Origin of the sequence: Arthrobacter arnarulunnguaqae (genome assembly GCF_051262515.1) — a bacterium.
GTDB lineage: Bacteria > Actinomycetota > Actinomycetes > Actinomycetales > Micrococcaceae > Arthrobacter_N.
Window position 1 is genome coordinate 1 of record NZ_JBIMER010000006.1, and the last position, 15,353, is coordinate 15,353.

The 15,353-nt window shown below is 69.6% G+C and carries 15 protein-coding genes; 10 read left to right on the top strand and 5 right to left on the bottom strand.

Features of this window, described 5'->3' with window-relative positions; genetic code table 11:
• Positions 1 to 61: 61 nt before the first annotated feature.
• Both ACHAAJ_RS07360 and ACHAAJ_RS07365 read left to right on the top strand, forming a co-directional pair.
• Positions 62 to 1,513, top strand: a complete 1,452-nt coding sequence (locus ACHAAJ_RS07360; RefSeq protein WP_435727355.1) for a plasmid pRiA4b ORF-3 family protein — start codon at positions 62 to 64, stop codon at positions 1,511 to 1,513.
• A 597-nt stretch (positions 1,514 to 2,110) separates the two neighbouring features.
• Entirely contained in the window at positions 2,111 to 2,362 is a 252-nt protein-coding gene (locus ACHAAJ_RS07365; RefSeq protein WP_435727357.1) for a hypothetical protein, read from the top strand.
• A gap of 34 nt (positions 2,363 to 2,396) precedes the next feature.
• Here the strand turns inward: ACHAAJ_RS07365 and ACHAAJ_RS07370 are convergent, their stop codons facing one another.
• Complete coding sequence (locus tag ACHAAJ_RS07370; protein WP_435727359.1) at positions 2,397 to 3,245, bottom strand: nuclease-related domain-containing protein; 849 nt, start codon at positions 3,243 to 3,245, stop codon at positions 2,397 to 2,399.
• Between the two features lie 42 nt (positions 3,246 to 3,287).
• A complete protein-coding gene (locus ACHAAJ_RS07375) occupies positions 3,288 to 3,521 on the bottom strand; it encodes a hypothetical protein (protein ID WP_435727361.1) in 234 nt (77 codons plus the stop codon).
• A gap of 1,122 nt (positions 3,522 to 4,643) precedes the next feature.
• Between ACHAAJ_RS07375 and ACHAAJ_RS07380 the strand changes: the two genes are divergently transcribed.
• Entirely contained in the window at positions 4,644 to 4,883 is a 240-nt protein-coding gene (locus tag ACHAAJ_RS07380; protein WP_435727362.1) for a hypothetical protein, read from the top strand.
• A gap of 199 nt (positions 4,884 to 5,082) precedes the next feature.
• On the opposite strand, the gene ACHAAJ_RS07385 is transcribed toward ACHAAJ_RS07380, so the two are convergent.
• Positions 5,083 to 5,295, bottom strand: coding sequence for a hypothetical protein (locus tag ACHAAJ_RS07385; RefSeq protein ID WP_435727364.1), 213 nt, complete (start codon positions 5,293 to 5,295; stop codon positions 5,083 to 5,085).
• 261 nt (positions 5,296 to 5,556) lie between these two features.
• Between ACHAAJ_RS07385 and ACHAAJ_RS07390 the strand changes: the two genes are divergently transcribed.
• From ACHAAJ_RS07390 to ACHAAJ_RS07405, 4 genes are all read left to right on the top strand, one after another.
• The gene (locus tag ACHAAJ_RS07390) at positions 5,557 to 7,113 is read left to right on the top strand and encodes an HNH endonuclease signature motif containing protein (protein ID WP_435727366.1); all 1,557 of its coding nucleotides are present in this window, start codon (positions 5,557 to 5,559) and stop codon (positions 7,111 to 7,113) included.
• A gap of 20 nt (positions 7,114 to 7,133) precedes the next feature.
• Positions 7,134 to 7,841, top strand: coding sequence for an alpha/beta fold hydrolase (locus ACHAAJ_RS07395; protein WP_435727367.1), 708 nt, complete (start codon positions 7,134 to 7,136; stop codon positions 7,839 to 7,841).
• Positions 7,842 to 8,052: 211 nt separating this feature from the next.
• Positions 8,053 to 8,985, top strand: a complete 933-nt coding sequence (locus tag ACHAAJ_RS07400) for an intradiol ring-cleavage dioxygenase (RefSeq protein WP_435727604.1) — start codon at positions 8,053 to 8,055, stop codon at positions 8,983 to 8,985.
• Between the two features lie 132 nt (positions 8,986 to 9,117).
• On the top strand, positions 9,118 to 10,074 hold the full coding sequence (locus ACHAAJ_RS07405) for a hypothetical protein (RefSeq protein WP_435727368.1): 957 nt from the start codon (positions 9,118 to 9,120) through the stop codon (positions 10,072 to 10,074).
• Positions 10,075 to 10,153: 79 nt separating this feature from the next.
• On the opposite strand, the gene ACHAAJ_RS07410 is transcribed toward ACHAAJ_RS07405, so the two are convergent.
• Entirely contained in the window at positions 10,154 to 10,789 is a 636-nt protein-coding gene (locus ACHAAJ_RS07410) for a PepSY domain-containing protein (RefSeq protein ID WP_435727370.1), read from the bottom strand.
• 74 nt (positions 10,790 to 10,863) lie between these two features.
• The gene (locus tag ACHAAJ_RS07415) at positions 10,864 to 11,502 is read right to left on the bottom strand and encodes a CG0192-related protein (protein WP_435727371.1); all 639 of its coding nucleotides are present in this window, start codon (positions 11,500 to 11,502) and stop codon (positions 10,864 to 10,866) included.
• 346 nt (positions 11,503 to 11,848) lie between these two features.
• On the opposite strand from ACHAAJ_RS07415, the gene hrpB reads away from it, so the two are divergent.
• From hrpB to ACHAAJ_RS07430, 3 genes are all read left to right on the top strand, one after another.
• Entirely contained in the window at positions 11,849 to 14,500 is a 2,652-nt protein-coding gene (gene hrpB / locus ACHAAJ_RS07420) for an ATP-dependent helicase HrpB (RefSeq protein WP_435727372.1), read from the top strand.
• Positions 14,501 to 14,636: 136 nt separating this feature from the next.
• On the top strand, positions 14,637 to 14,915 hold the full coding sequence (locus ACHAAJ_RS07425; protein ID WP_435727374.1) for a hypothetical protein: 279 nt from the start codon (positions 14,637 to 14,639) through the stop codon (positions 14,913 to 14,915).
• 49 nt (positions 14,916 to 14,964) lie between these two features.
• Positions 14,965 to 15,345 carry a hypothetical protein gene (locus ACHAAJ_RS07430; RefSeq protein ID WP_435727375.1) on the top strand — a complete coding sequence of 127 codons (381 nt, stop codon included), beginning with the start codon at positions 14,965 to 14,967 and terminating at the stop codon, positions 15,343 to 15,345.
• Positions 15,346 to 15,353: the final 8 nt, after the last annotated feature.

Genomic DNA, 15,353 nt, shown 5'->3' on the forward strand with positions numbered 1-15,353 from the left:
ACTAGCGGGCGGGTCTCGGGGTTGACGAGACGGTCACGGGCGCGTCCGGCAGACTTGACCCATGGATAAACGCACGCTTCTGACCGTCCACGTCGAGCTCGTCGGATCGGAACCTGCTATCTGGCGGACGCTGGAGATCGACGCCGCCATGGGGCTGGACCGCTTCCACCGGGTCCTGCAGGCCGCGCTCGGCTGGACCGACTCGCACCTGCACCACTTCATGGACCGCGACCCCTATGCCACTCCCCGCGGGCATCAGCTACGGGACACGCGATTCTGGCAAATGACCGAGATCGGCGGCGCCCTCGAACGGTTCGAGGAGGACGGACCGAACCAGTTCCCCGAAACCGGCGAGACGGTCGCGGGCGCGCTCCGCCTCGCCGGCGACACGCTCTGGTACGAATACGACTTCGGCGATGGTTGGATGCACACCATCCGCCTCGTGTCCGAACGTCCCGCGAACGTCGAGGATCCGGAAGCGCTGGTGCTCGACGGTGCCCTGCGCGTTCCGCTCGAGGACGTGGGTGGTCTCCACGGCTGGTACGCGGCGCTTGAGGCGCGCGCTCTTGCCGGGGCGCGACCCGAGGACCCCGACGCCGCCGAGGTGGCCGAGTGGATCGACGCGCAGGACACCTACTGGACGCCCTTCGAACCCGAGGTGTACGACGTCGGTGCCGCCAGCTCCGCGGTCTGCTTCGCCTTGGGCAGGCCCTACGGGTGGGATGGTGGTGATGCCGGCGTCGTGCCCGTGGGCGCGCCGGGGGATTTCGGACACCTGGCGGCGCGTTGGCTGGCTGACCTGGACGACTACCCCGCGTTCTCCTTCGCGGCAGCGCTACACCGCGCGGGCGTCGACCCGCTGGGCGAGCCGGATGCTGTCCCGGCCTCGGCGCCGGTTGGTGCGGCGGGCGCCGTCGAACCCTTCCGCTGGTTGGTTCAGGCGTGCGCTGGTGACGGGCTGCCGCTGACCGCGGCCGAATACCTGACGCCCGCCGCCCTGCGCACGGTGATCGCCGGCCTCGGCTGGGAGGAAGAGAGCAGCGTCCGTCTCGGCGGCAAGACCGAGGTCAATACGCACAGCATCCTGTTCCTGCGCGAGGCCGCCATCCGGGCGGGCCTGCTACGCGCCGAGGGGCGGCGGCTCGTGGCGACCGCGGCCGGACTCCGGGTGGCGCGCTCCACCGGCTCCCTGTGGAGCCACCTGGTGAGGCGCGCCGTTCCCCGGAAGGCGAACGCCGTCCAGCGGCACTACGCGATGCTTTGGCTGATCGTCGCGGCCGAGGGTGCTGCAAGCCGCGATCAGTGGATCGACCGCGCGCTGGAGGGCCTGGGCATGCTGGGCTACGAACGCCGCGACGGCGAGCCGCTGACGGTACGGGACGCGCCGGCGCTGCCGGAGCCGCTGGGCCAGGTCCTGCGCGTGGTGGGGGTGGGGCCCGGGGCAACGGGATGCTGGTCCGCGGGACCCAACCCCGTGCAACGGGCGTTCGCCCGGGCGGTTTTGGAGTCCTGACGGGCAAACCGCCGCGCGCGAGACGACGCAGGCAGGTCCCAAAGGGCCGGTCCGATTGGGCCCGTCCGAGAACGGGAAAGCGCGCGGACACGTCCCGGGCATCTTTCATCCGCGGGCTTCGCCAAGGACGCCAACGCCCAGCGGAAGGTGAAGCAGTTGGCGGGAACGGCCTCCAGCGCCGGGCGCGGTCCGCCCTCGCCTGAGCGGTCGACGCCGGCTCGGCCCCCACGGTGGGCGACCGCGCCGGCGTCGTTCTGTTGAGGTGCTGGCGTTCGGCGTCGGGTCTCCTGCATTGGGCCTTCGGCGTTGGGTGTCCGGACTAGGGGTCGCGCGGCGGGATCGTGGGGTCCGGGCGCGGTATCTCCGGCTCGGGGACGGGGGACGGGCCCGGCTCAGGCGAGGGCTCGGACCCGGTCATCGGTGGGTGGACCGGACAGTCCCTCCGCGCTCGTGGCGGGCGGTGAAGGGCCACTAGACCTCCACAGGCATCATCGACCCAGCAGGCCTGGTGCCAGAACAGACCGCCGGAGTTTCGTGGGCGTTTCTAAATTGGCACGCACCCGTTCGGGAGTATCTCCACCGAGTCAACGCGCGCTGTTGAAGACGGGCAACGGCGGTGCCACCGTGGAGGCACGGGACCACACGAGGGAGGACACAGTGGGCAACCACCAGCACGAGGACGAGCGGTACAAGAAGTACTACAACCCGCCGCCGCACGGCGAGGTGCCGCAGGATCCCAAGGTTCGGGCGGCCCGGCAAGCGGGCTCGGAGGTCGAGGGCGAGGAGCCGACCTCGGGTGAGCCGGCGCCGGATGGCCCTGCATCGCGAGGTCCGGCGGGCGGGCGCTAACCTATACGGCACCGGCGTCGAGCCATTGCGTTGTCTATCGGGCTGCGAACATATCCGCGAGTAATGGCAGAGCAGTCGGCAAGGAGGCCGCGGCTCCCAGGAATCCGGCGAAGGCGACGCCTGCCCACGCCATGCGGCGGCGACGCGCCCCGCGGACGCGCCATTGCAGGGCTGCGAAATTGCCGGAGACTGCGGCGGGCGAATCTGCTGGTGTGGGATTCTTGTGCCACGTTTCGGGTCGAGCCGCAGCGGCGCCGACGGCGGCAACTTGTGCGGGCGTGAGGGTTGGCCGGAGCCGCTTGAGGTGCCGCAACAACTGGCCGTCGGTGACGGCGGCCACGGCGGGGAAGCGGTCCTTCACCTTGAGGTTTTTGGCCCCGACGAAGACGAGCACGCCGGACACCTGTACATCCTGTCCGGACGCGGCGGACAGCAGCTTGGCCGCGCGCGTCGCCTCATGGGTGGCAGCGTGGACGTAGCGCTGCTTCTTTCCGCACACGAGGACGGTCTTCCCTGCGATCCAGATGGCCTGGCCGGCGTGGTGTTTGGTGTTCAGCGTGAGCACGCCGGCGGGCCCGATGACGACGTGGTCGATGTCGGAGTCGTCCGATCCCACGGGCACAGCGTGCAGGACCGTCCATTCGGGACCGATGTTTTGGAGCAACCGACCCACGCGGGCCTCGCCGAGTGCACCTTGGTACCAGGGCCACGCCTCGGTACTGAGTGGACTGGCTCCGAATACCCGCCGCAACCACGAGCGTTCGGGGTCGTTCCGGTGAATTTCGAGACAGGCACTCATCGCCGCCTGACCGGGTATCCGGTTCCGGAGGTTACCCAGTGTCCCTTCAACGCCGTGTTCGGATATCGGCATGTTCATGGTCATGTTCTGGCCCGCTTCGGCGCAGCAAAAATCATGAGGCTTGTCCTAATGCCCACCTTCGACCCGCAATCCTTTCAACCGCAGGGCCTCCGCCACCCAGGACTCACCGGTAAGGGCAGCGGAGAGACTCAGAAGGCGCATGTCTTGCAGCATCGGCAGCGATACAAGATCGCCGACTTTTCCGCCGTTCTTCTTGTTGAAGATCCTGACCGGTCGAGGGTGGTTCGGATCGCCGTGCTCGCGGAGTCGTTCGTCGATCGACTTGCTGGTCTGACCCACATAGACCGTCTTGGCAGCAGTGGACAGGCCTGATACTTCAACTGTGTAAATCTTATATTCGCGCCCCTTACGGTTCTGCGTGGCAAGGCTGGCGTCGAATTCCCGTCGATGCTGGAGTATGCGTTTCCAACGGGTGGCGACCGGACTAGGGGCATAACAACCGCGCGGGCAGAATGCGACGTGGTTGTTCCTGGTGGGCAGTGCATCTGGGTGCCACCAATCGAGCAGCTGGATTGCACTGCCGCAATCACAGTTTGCTCCCAGGGCTGACGAGTGCCATCCGGGAACCCGGGCGCTCTTCCAAGGAGGAGCGCCAGCTGCGAGTCCGGCGCCGCGGCTCACCGCTCCGAATCCGGACTCCCCGGAAGGGACTAAATCCGCCGTCGACCGAACGGGTGAAAAGCCGCGGGACCCCGCGAAGCACACGTTCCAGCCGCGCGGACCAGCGTGCCAAACGAACTTCGTGTCCTTGGCTAATTTTTTAGCCTGAGCAGCTGACAGATTTCGGAGCTCTACGGCTGGCCACGCCACCCGGCCGCGAACCTTCACCTCTATGTCGGAAGCTTTGGACCTGCTCGCGAGCGCGGTTGCCAAAAGACCATTTCTGGGCTGCCGGAAACGAGGGAGCATTGGAACGAGTGTCAGCCCCGGTTCCGGTGTCTTCGAAAAGATCCGATCCGCCGGATACTGCACGGCGAGTCTTTCTGCCATAGTGAGCGCGATTCGCGCTTGTTCCCCCATGGAACATGACACTAGCTCTTGCCATTGATATCGGACAGCCAGGTGATCCGCCGATCTGATGAATAACGTAAAGCGGGTCTGGACCGTGGCGAATACGGCCCACTGCCAACCTCCCAGACCTTGCCCGTCCAAATTACGGCCCGCCTGGCCCACGCCGGCTTCGCCACTGTCAACGCCTCCTGAATCGCGACCTTATGCGTCCTTGAACCAGCCGTCGTTCCCGCGCAGGGTGCCACTAATCAAGCCGTCTGCGCCGTTGATGATGATGTCCAAGCCGGCGAATCCGCCGCGAGTTCTCCCAAGCCACATGAAGACAAGCCGACAGGGGCTGTCATGCCTACGATGGTGTTATTACAACCGAGAGGGATGGCCGTGAGCGACATGGGCAACAATCAGTTTGGCGGAGGCGCCGCGGACGCCGGGCGCTTGGCGCACGCGAGGAACAGGGCCTTGGCCGCTAGGGACCGCGCGGCGGGATTGGCCCGCGATCCGGAGATTCAGCGCAAGGCCAAGCAGGTGTTCGGCACGGCCCAGGAACTGTACAAGGTCGCGTCCGGGCCCGAGGCCAGAGTGGTCTACCGGAAGGTGGCCCAAGCCGTGAAGGAGACGTGGAAGCGCTGAATTGATGGACGCCCGTTAAGTCAATACCGTTGCCGCCCCGCTTCGGGCGTCCGCGCCATCGCCAACTCGAGTCGTAGGTCCAGAGTGGCGAGGAGGCGCCGCCGTCACCGTCGTGCCGTTGGCAAGGCGTCGGCGTCGTACGTTGCCTCGTGGTGGGCGACCGCACCGGCGTCGTTTTGTCGTGGTGTTGGCGTTCGGATCAGGCGTCGCGCGGCGGGCTCGTGGGGTCCGGGCGCGGGATCTCCGGCTCGGGCACGGGGGACGGGCCCGGGTCCGGCGCGGGGTCCGGCGAGGGTCCCGGCTCGGGCGAGGGCTCCGGCCCGGGCATCGGTTGGGGAAAGGGCGACGGATCCGGGAACGGTCGGCCGGGATCGGGCGTGGACGGGGCCGGCTCGGATGGTGGAATGCTCATCTGGATCTCCGTTCTGGGTGTGCTGCCGCTCTGCGCGGACGGCTGGTGCTCCGGGTTACGATCCTCGTCCGGTCGGGGATGCGCAAGGGATCGAAGGATCCGCCGCGGCCGCGACCCCACCGGCGGCGAACCGGGGGCCCTCGGTGGTTGTGGCGAGCGGCGATGGGCCACTCGACCTCCACAAGGAGCGGAGAAGTATCGGTTGTCCCCATTGGACCGGAAGCGATTCAAATCGAAGACATATTCGAACAAGATGGATGTATGACTTCCTCGGTGGCGGAGGTGACGACCCAAGGACCGGACTTCCGGTCGCTGGGGACTTTGGTGCGCGGAGCGACCGAGGCCTTCTCGTCCCACCCCTTGAGCCGCGATGAAATTGCTGCGCTGCTTCCCGAGATCGAGCGGTTGCACCACGAGGTCCAGCGTGCCCAGATTGTCGCGGCACAGGCCGCGGATCGTGAAAACATCACCCTGCTCGGCGCGGCGAAGGCGGCGGGCGGCCACGCCGAGTACAAGTCGACGGCCGACTATCTCGCCAAGACCCTCCTCATCAGCCAAGCCGAAGCACGCAAGCGCCTTCAGGTCGCCGACGCCGTCCTTCCGAGCAAGTCCCTGACCGGTGAAACGCTGCCCCCGAGGTATCCCGTCGCCGCGCGGGCCGTCGAATCGGGGGACTTGTCGGCCACGCTCGCCGGTCAGATTGCCGGAAAGCTCGCGCGCGTCACCCCCGTTGCCAAGCAGCTCCCGGAAGGCGGCCAGCGCGAACTCGATGCGATGGAGACGAGCCTCGTGGAAACGGCGCTTCAGGCCGGGCCGGAGACCATGCACAAGGTCGCGGACGTGTGGGAACTCCGTCTGGACCAGGACGGCAAGGAACCTTCCGAGGAAACCAAAAAACTCATGCAGGGCGTCTTCGATTGCGGACGCAAGTTCGGGATGCGCATCATCAAGCTGATCATGGACGACGCGCAGGCCGAACAGCTGCTGGCCGCCTGCGCACCGGCGGCCAATCCTCGCACCGGCCCTCGCAAGGCGGCACCCGACGCAACGGGGTCTCCGATCAGTGGACCGGAGGATGAGACTGACGCGGGGGCCGCCACCGCGTCAGAGCCAGAGACGCCCGACGCCGAGACTGGCGCCGTGACTGGCAGCATGGCCGACGCGGACACCTACGCCGAGACAGCCGACGGTGAAGCCGTGCAGGCGCCGGAGGATCCGCGCACCCGCCCCCAGCGTCTTTTGGACGGGCTACTCGGCGCGCTCGGCGTCGCGCTCGCCACGAACAAGCTTCCGCGCAACGGCGGCAACCGCCCGCAGGTCATGGTCATCATCGACTACCAGACTCTCCTCGGACAGGTCGCCGAGCGCGGGAAGCAGATTTCCGAAGCCGTCCACAGCGGCACCATCAACCCCCGGCACATCCGCCGGATGGCCTGCGACGCGGAGATCATCCCCGTCGTCCTCGGCAGCGCCGGACAAGTGCTTGACGCGGGTAGGTCCGAACGGCTATTCACCGAGGAACAGCGAAAAATCCTGTACGCGAGGGATCGAGGATGCACCTCGGCCGGATGCCCGGTGCCCGGCGACGCCTGCGAGGCGCACCACGTCGAATGGTGGTCGCGCGGCGGCCAGACCGACTGCTCGAACGGCGCCCTCGTCTGTCCTTTCCACCACCACCTGCTGCATGACGGGGAGTGGGAGATACGGATGATCAAAGGCGTCCCATTCTGGATCCCGCCAGCACGTGTGGACCCCGATCGACGGCCGCTTCGCAACACCTACTTCCATCCGGAGCTGCACCTTGCGCTCTTCGACTAGCACGGAGGTATCGTCTGCACATGGACATCATCCTGGTACCCGGATTCTGGCTGGACGCGTCCTCGTGGGACGAAGTGACACCGCCGCTGACGGCCGCCGGGCACCGCGTCCACCCACTCACCCTGCCCGGCAAGGATTCGGTGCACGCGCCACGCGCCGGCATTGGTCTGCGCGACCACATCGACGCCGTGACGGCCGTGGTCGATGGCCTGGACGGCGGCCCTGTGGTGTTGGTGGGGCACTCGGGCGGCGGGGCCATCATCCACGGCGCCGTGGACGCGAGGCCTGACCGCGTGGCGCGCGCCGTGTACGTGGACTGCGTCCCTCTCGGCGACGGCGGGCTCATCAACTACGAGCTCCCGGCCGACGGCGACGAAGTCCCCTTGCCGGACTGGGACGTGTTCGGGGACGAGGACCTGGTCGGGCTGACCGGCGAGATCAAAGAGGCCTTCCGCACCCGCGCCATTCCGGAGCCGCGCGGGGTTGCGCAGGACCGGCAGCGACTCGCCGACGAGCACCGCTACGACATCCCGGCCACCGTGATCACCTGCGAGTTCCCGTCCGAGATGCTCCGGGGCTTGATGGACGAAGACCATCCGTATCCGTCCGAACTCAAGCGCATCAAGGACTTTGAGATGGTGGACCTCCCCACCGGGCACTGGCCGCAGTTCACCCGGCCGGCGGACCTCGGGGAGGCGATCCTCGCCGCCGTCGGTCGGACGTCCTGACAGCGGGCCGATAGATCCGCCACAGTTTCGCCACAGTACGGCCTCCTAGGCTCGAGACCAGTCGAACAGCACGGGAGAAGACGCCATGAAGAACACCAACACCTCGGCGAAAAGCTCACCGCACAAGCCGGCGCATAGCCCGGCGGGCAACTCAGCGCACAATCCGTCGAACGGCCCGCGGCGGGTCCCGGCGAACTGCCCCGCGGACCGCATGGCCCGCGTCCGCAACCGGACGCTGCCCCGACCTGACGAGGACATTGAGGACCAGGGCCTCGGCTTCGACGTCGACACCCTGCTGCACCGCCGCAACGTCCTGCAGGCGTTCGGCCTCGGCACCGTGGCGTTCGGACTGGCGGCCTGCGGGGCGACGGGCACGACGTCGTCCTCGTCCTCCGCGACGGCGGGCGCATCCGGCGGCGAGATTCCCGACGAGACCGCCGGCCCGTATCCCGGGGACGGCTCCAACGGACCGGACGTGCTGGGGGAGAGCGGCATCGTGCGCAGCGACATCCGCACCAGCTTCGGCGAATCCACCACCACGGCCGAGGGCGTCCCGATGGCGCTCGAACTGACGATCACCGACCTCGCCAACGGCGGCGTCCCGTTCGCCGGCGTCGCCGTGTACGTCTGGCACTGCGACTGCGAAGGGCGCTATTCCATGTACTCATCGGGCGTGGAGTCGGAGAACTACCTGCGCGGCGTCCAAATCGCGGACGACGACGGCAAAGTCACCTTCACCAGAGTCTTCCCCGCCTGCTATCCCGGACGCTGGCCCCACATCCACTTCGAGGTCTACCCCGACCGCGATTCCATCACGGACGGGGCCAACGCGATCGCCACCTCGCAGGTCGCTCTCCCGCCTGGGGCGTGTGAAGTCGCCTACGCCACCGCGGGCTACGAATCCTCCGCCCGGACCCTCGCCGGAGTCACGCTGGAGTCGGACAACGTCTTCGGGGACGACGGCGGCGCCAGCCAACTCGGCGCCACCACGGCCGGGACCGCCGACGGCTACACGGTCCGCCTCACCGCCGGTGTGGACACCACCCCGGCGCCGGTCGCAGGCGGCACGGGCGGGCCACCGGCCGGTGGAAAGGGTGCTCGGCCGGATCCCCGGGGACCCGGAACCGCCGGGGAAAACGGCTAGGAAGCGCATGCGGAAACCGTGGCGCCAGCAGGCCGTTGTCGCGCCAGAATCCCGGGCGTAGCCTTAAGGCATCGAGGCCACGGCCGCGGGTTTCCTGCCCTCCGGCACGCGCCAGGTTTCTAAGGAATAACCATGAAAACGCGTTCCCGGAAGGGAGCCCCGGATCATCTCGGCTCCATCGGTCTTCTCTTGGTTTCACTGCTTTTGTTCCCACTGTTCCTCGCCACGCCGGCCGCCGCCGCGGTCTCGGTGTCCCGGGCCGAACTCACGGGCACCTCCCTCCGGCTGGAAGGCACGGCCATCGCCAGCCGGACCATCACGGTCGACGGCATCGCCATGGGCACGAGCGACGGGAAGGGCCGCTTCAAAATCGACCGATCGTCCTTCGTTGCCCCGGCCGACTGCACGGTGGACGTCAACGACGGCTCGGCCACGGCAACCTCGGCGCGACTCTCGGGATGCACCGTGCAAGGTAGCCCGCCGCCGAGCAGCCCGCCCCCGACCACCCAAACCGCGCTGTCCACGCTGGTGCTGAGCCAGACGACCGTGGTGGGTGGCAATCCGGTCACCGGTACGGTGACGCTCACGGCGGCCGCGCCCTCCGGCGGGTTCACCGTCTTCCTGAGCAGCAACAACACGACCGTCGCAACCGTTCCCCCGTCCGTGACCGTTGCGGGAGGAGCGACGAGGGCCAGCTTCGAAGTCGCCACGGTGGCCGTCACCAACAGCCAATCCTCGACCATCATCGCCACGGCCGAGGGTGTGACTCGTTCCTCGACGCTGACAGTCACGAACGAACAGAGCAGCACCACCGGAAGCGTTTCGCTGTCCCGTGGTGGAACCGGGTCGGGGCGCGTCACGTCGTCGCCCGCGGGCATCGACTGCATCTTCACCTCGAATGACACATCCGGCACCTGCAGCAACGCGTTCTTCCCTGCGGGCACGGAGGTCCGGCTGGAGGCGCGGGCCGCCGACGGATCGAAGTTCATCGGCTGGGAGGCAGAGAACAGCTGCCCCGACGCGCCGAAGGTCACCATCCTCGCCGGCATCGCACACATCTGCAGGCCCGCGTTCGTCGTGAACAACTAGGGGGAGGTGGAGAACCAGAGCGCCATGGACAATTAGAGGGACGTGGACAACGACGTGGACAACAGGGGGAAGCCGGAACCTACTTGACGATCTCGCCGCTGGCGGCGTCGACCAAGACCTCGATCATCTCCTCGCCGTCCGTGCCGAACTCGACCTTCCACACGACGACGTTGTCCTCGTCCTCGATCTCCGCCTTCAGGAGATCCTGGTCGGCGGCCTCGCCGCGGGCTGTCTCGAGAGCCTCGGCGAGCGGGACGGTGGCGGACCGGATCCGGTCCAACTCGCCGGCGTCCGTGTCCTCCGGCTCGCGAGCCCCGGGGTTCTGGCCCGAGGAGTCGACCTCGATCTGGAAGAGCTCTTCGCCGTCTAGGACCTCGAGTTCCCAGCGTCCGCCCCCGTTGTCCTTCCGCTCGATGCCGACCGCCTGGCCGCCGTCGGCCTCGACGGTCTCGATCGCGGTGGCGATCGCATCCCCTCCCTCGGCGCTCGCTGGCGCCGACGAGCTGGCGGATTCCGTCGCAGAGCCGGACGCCGATTCGGACGCGGACGCACTTGCGGGGCTCGAACTGTCCTGCGATGAAGGGGCGGCCGTGGGACCGCCTGCCGCACCGTCGTCGGCCGCGTCCGAACCGGTGTTGTTGCTGCAGCCCGCCAACAGGGCGACAGCCAGCGTTCCGCCTGCGACGGCGGCCAATGCCTTGCTATGAGTCGTCATGAATCCGGAATACCACGGTCCAGGGCGTCGCAATAGGGGTGCGTGTCGTCGTCGAAGGCGGAAACGAATTCCGGTCAGTTGCCCTCGTGGTTCAGCGACGCGAGCTGGACCGGTTCCTGCCGACCGGCCCACGTTGCGGTCAGCGCCCAGTTGCCGCCGATGTGCCCTCCCAGGTACAGGACCCGGGACACGGACAGCACCAGGTCCCCGGAACGGACGACGGTGTGTTCGTCCTCGGTGACCGGGCTGCGGATTCCCATGCGCGGGGCGAGCGGGAGAACAGGTCCCAGGCTCTTGATCAGTACCGACGGCTGTCGGACCTCCGTGCCGCCGTTGACCTCGGTGACTTCCTGCGCCTGCGGCTGGCCCGCCACCATAGCGCCCACCAGTGCGGCGATGTATACGTGGTCGCCGCACCCGTCGTAGACCCATCGCGGACCGAGAACGGAATGCTCCATGGTGCCCACGAGCCACTCCTCGGCGCAGTCCAGGGGAGCCGCCCGGTAGGTCAGCGGCAAGTGATAGACCGTGCCGTCCAGGGACATGAGGAACGTTTCGACGCCGACCTCGCCGTCGGGGTCGTCGAACCGGTAGGCGCCCACGCGAGCCAGCGACGCCAGATTGCCTCCCCGGAACCACGGCTGTGCCGGCAACCAGGCCGCGACGAGCTCACGCTTCGAGGGCCGCAGCTCGGCTTGGTGGATCAGTGCCATGTGACGAGTGTAGGTTCCCCAAGGCGTCCATGGGGGAGTCCGCGGGATCGTATGCGTGCCGTTCCGGAGCCATGAGGGGCGAGTACTGAGGGCGGGGCCGCTCGGAAGTCCGGCCGGGCCCATTCGTCCCAGCACTCGCCCCGGAACTCGTCCTAAGCCGTGCCCTTCGTGAGCGGTTTTGAACTGTCCTGAGCGAGTTTGAGCGCACCGCGGTGGGCTGACAAGGGGGTTTGCGCGGGCGGTCCCGCAAAGCCGTTCACGACGGTACGGCGGCGGCGCGCGATACGGCGGCGGCACCTGGCACGGCGGCGGCGGGGGCCAACCCCGCGGCGGGCAGAATGGACGGGTGACTCCCGCCCCGCAGGACCCCGCGCACAGTGCACCGTTCGACCTCCCCTCCATCGGCGCCGGCCTGACCTTCGCCGCGTCCCTGAACGACCTCGCCGCGGCACTGGGCGCGGGCGGGGAGGCGGGCACCGCCGTCGTGCAGGCACCGCCCGGAACCGGCAAGACAACGCTCGTCCCGCCGCTCGTCGCGAATCTCGTCGCCGGGGCGCAATCGACGCAAACCTCCTCGCCGCGCCGAACCGTGAACCGCCCGCGCGTCGTCGTCACCCAACCGCGTCGCGTCGCCGCGCGCTCGGCGGCCCGGCGCCTCGCATCGCTGGACGGCACGCCGCTGAAGGACCGCGTCGGATACACCGTCCGCGGCGAGCGCCACGCAGGCCCGGACACGCTCGTCGAATTCGTCACCCCCGGCATCCTCCTGCGCCGCCTCCTCGCGGACCCCGGCCTCGACGGCACTGCCGCGGTCATCATCGACGAGGTCCACGAGCGCGGCCTCGAGACCGACCTGCTCGTCGGGCTGCTCGGCGAGGTCCGCCAGCTCCGCGGGGACCTCACGCTCCTGGCGATGTCCGCCACGCTCGACGCCCCGCGCTTCGCCGCGCTGATCGGAGCGCACGACGGCGCCGGCCCGGCCGCCGTCGTCGACTGCCCGTCCGCGCTGCACCCCTTGGACGTGCGGTGGGCGCCGGCGCCGGCGGCCCGGATGGACGAGCGCGGGGTGACGCGGGCGTTCCTGGACCACGTGGCGGACACGGCCGCCGCGGCCCACGCAGGGGCGCTCGCCGAGGACGCCGACGTCGACGCACTGGTCTTCGTGCCCGGAGCGCGGGAGGTCTCCCACGTGGCGTCGCGGCTCCGCGGCCGGTCCGCCGGCACGGAGGTGTTGGAGCTTCACGGGCAGGTGGAGCCGGCGCTGCAGGACCGCGCCGTGTCCGGCCGCGGGTCCGGCGGCGCGCCGCGGATCATCGTGTCCACGTCGCTGGCGGAGTCGTCGCTGACCGTGCCGGGCGTGCGGCTGGTCATCGACTCCGGCCTCGCCCGCGAGCCCCGCCGCGACTCCACCCGCGGGATGTCCGGGCTGGTCACGGTGTCCTGCTCGCGCGCCTCCGCCGACCAGCGCGCCGGCCGCGCCGCCCGACAGGGGCCCGGAACGGTGGTGCGCTGCTACGACCAGCGCACGTTCGGGGCCGCCCCCGCCCACCCGACGCCGGAGATCGCCGCCGCCGACCTGGCCGGCGCCGCGCTGATCCTGGCCTGTTGGGGAGCCCCCGGCGGCGAGGGCCTCGCGTTGCCCGACGCCCCTCCGGCCGCCGCGATGGCCGACGCCGTTGCCGTACTCGAGGCGCTCGGGGCGGTCGACGACGACGGGCGGGCCACCGCGCTCGGCCGTTCGTTGTCCCGCGTGCCCGCCGACCCCCGGCTGGCCCGCGCGCTGCTCGACGGGGCCACCGTCGTCGGCCGGCGGACCGCGGCCGAGGCCGTCGCTCTGGTCTCCGGCGACCTCCGCGCGCCCGGGGCGGACCTCACCCGACTGCTCGCGGGGCTGCGCTCCGGGCGGGAACCCGCGGCGCGGCGGTGGAAGGACGAGGCGAAGCGGCTGGAGGGGCTCGCGCGGCAGGAGGGGCCCGGCGTCGTCCCCGCCGAACCCGTCCCCGCGGGCGAGGCGGTGGGATTCGTGGTGGCGCTCGCGTTCCCCGGCTGGGTGGCGCGCCGCGTGGAGTCGAAGGCGGGGGAGAGCTACCTGCTCGCGTCCGGCACGCGCGCGGGCCTCCCGGCTGGAAGCCCGCTGGCCGGCCACGAATGGCTCGCCGTGGCCGAGGTGTCCCGCGCGCAGGGCCGCGACGCCGCCGGGACCGGCGCCGTGATCCGCGCCGCGGCCCCGCTGGAGGCCGACACCGCCGCGGCCGCCGCCGCCCATCTGCTCCACGAACGCGTGGAGGCGCGGTTCCGGCAGGGCAGGATCGCGGCACGGCGCGAACGCGTCCTCGGTGCGATCGTGCTGTCCTCGACGCCGGTGCGGCCGACGGCCGAAGAGGGGCGCGACGCCGTGGCCCGCGCCCTCGCGGAGGACGGGCTGGGCGTGATCGGATGGTCCGCAGACGCGGACGGGTTGCGGCGGCGCATGGCCCTGCTCCACCGCGAACTGGGCGACCCGTGGCCGGACGTCTCCGAACCCGCGCTGCTGGCCCGCCTCGCCGACTGGCTCGCGCCGGAACTGGAGGCGCTCGCCGGCGGGAAGCCCGCCGGTGCCGTCCGGCTGGCGGATCCGTTGCGCCGGCTGCTGCCCTGGCCCGAGGCCGCGCGGCTCGCCGAACTGGCGCCGGAACGGCTGGAGGTGCCGAGCGGTTCACGGGTGCGGATCGACTACCCGGACGTCGACGGCGACGGCAGGCCCGTGGTGGCCGTGAAGCTGCAGGAGTGCTTCGGGTGGGCGGACACGCCGCGCGTGGCGGATGGACGGGTGCCGCTGTTGTTCCACCTGCTTTCCCCGGGCGGGGCGCCGCTGGCGGTGACGGACGACCTGGCGTCGTTCTGGTCTGGGCCCTATGCGCAGGTGCGCGCCCAGATGCGCGGCCGCTATCCGAAACACCCCTGGCCGGAGGATCCGTGGACGGCGCCGGCGACGGCGCGCACCAAAAAGCGCATGTAAGCGGCCAGTGGTGTGACGCACGTCTTATGACGCATCGGTTTCATTCCGTCGGGGGCCGTGGATAGGGTCGATGTGACGGCCATCGCATGACGGGCGACACAGTGCTGTGGCGCCGACGACCAAGGGGACGCTGACCATGAACGACATCCTGACCGAGGCACTCGGTTTGCTCGCGGACACCGACGCGGAGGACAGCGGCTCCGAGGCCCGCGGCCGGCGGGCACATGCCCGCGTGCTGGCGATGATCGAGATGGCGCGCGCGGCCGACGACACCCGCCGCGAGCAGCGGATCGCCAACCTCCTGCTCCTGGCACAGTTGGACAAAAAGGACTCCGGGTGGGCGCTCAAGGAGGCCCGCCGGCTCATCGCTGAGGGCGCCGGAGCGGAGACGGCGCCGGCGAAGGCCGCAGCCTGAGTCCAGCTCCGCATGCTTTGACCCGATCCGCCCATGGGAAGGTAAGACGATGACCAACGAAATCCCCGACGCCACCGACCACGCGATGGACGCCACCGAAGGCCGCCCCGACGAGGAGCTGTCCGGATTCGTCTCCGAAGACGACCGGCCCGAGCACAACATCGCCGACGAGCAGCAGGACGCCGCGCCGGACCCGGAGACGGAGAACAATCCAGGCGGCCTGGGTGCGGCGCCCGTCTCCGCAGGCTCGCCGGACGAGGATCCCGAAACCGTGGACGACCCCGAGGACCGCCTCGACGGGACACTGCGGAACATCGACGGGCTGGCACCCGGCACCGGTGTGCCGCCGGAGGACGTCTCCGAGTACTCCGACAGCAGCGAGAACGAAGCGGGCCAGAGCGAAGCAAACCAGAACGAAGCCGGGGCCTGACCCTCCCG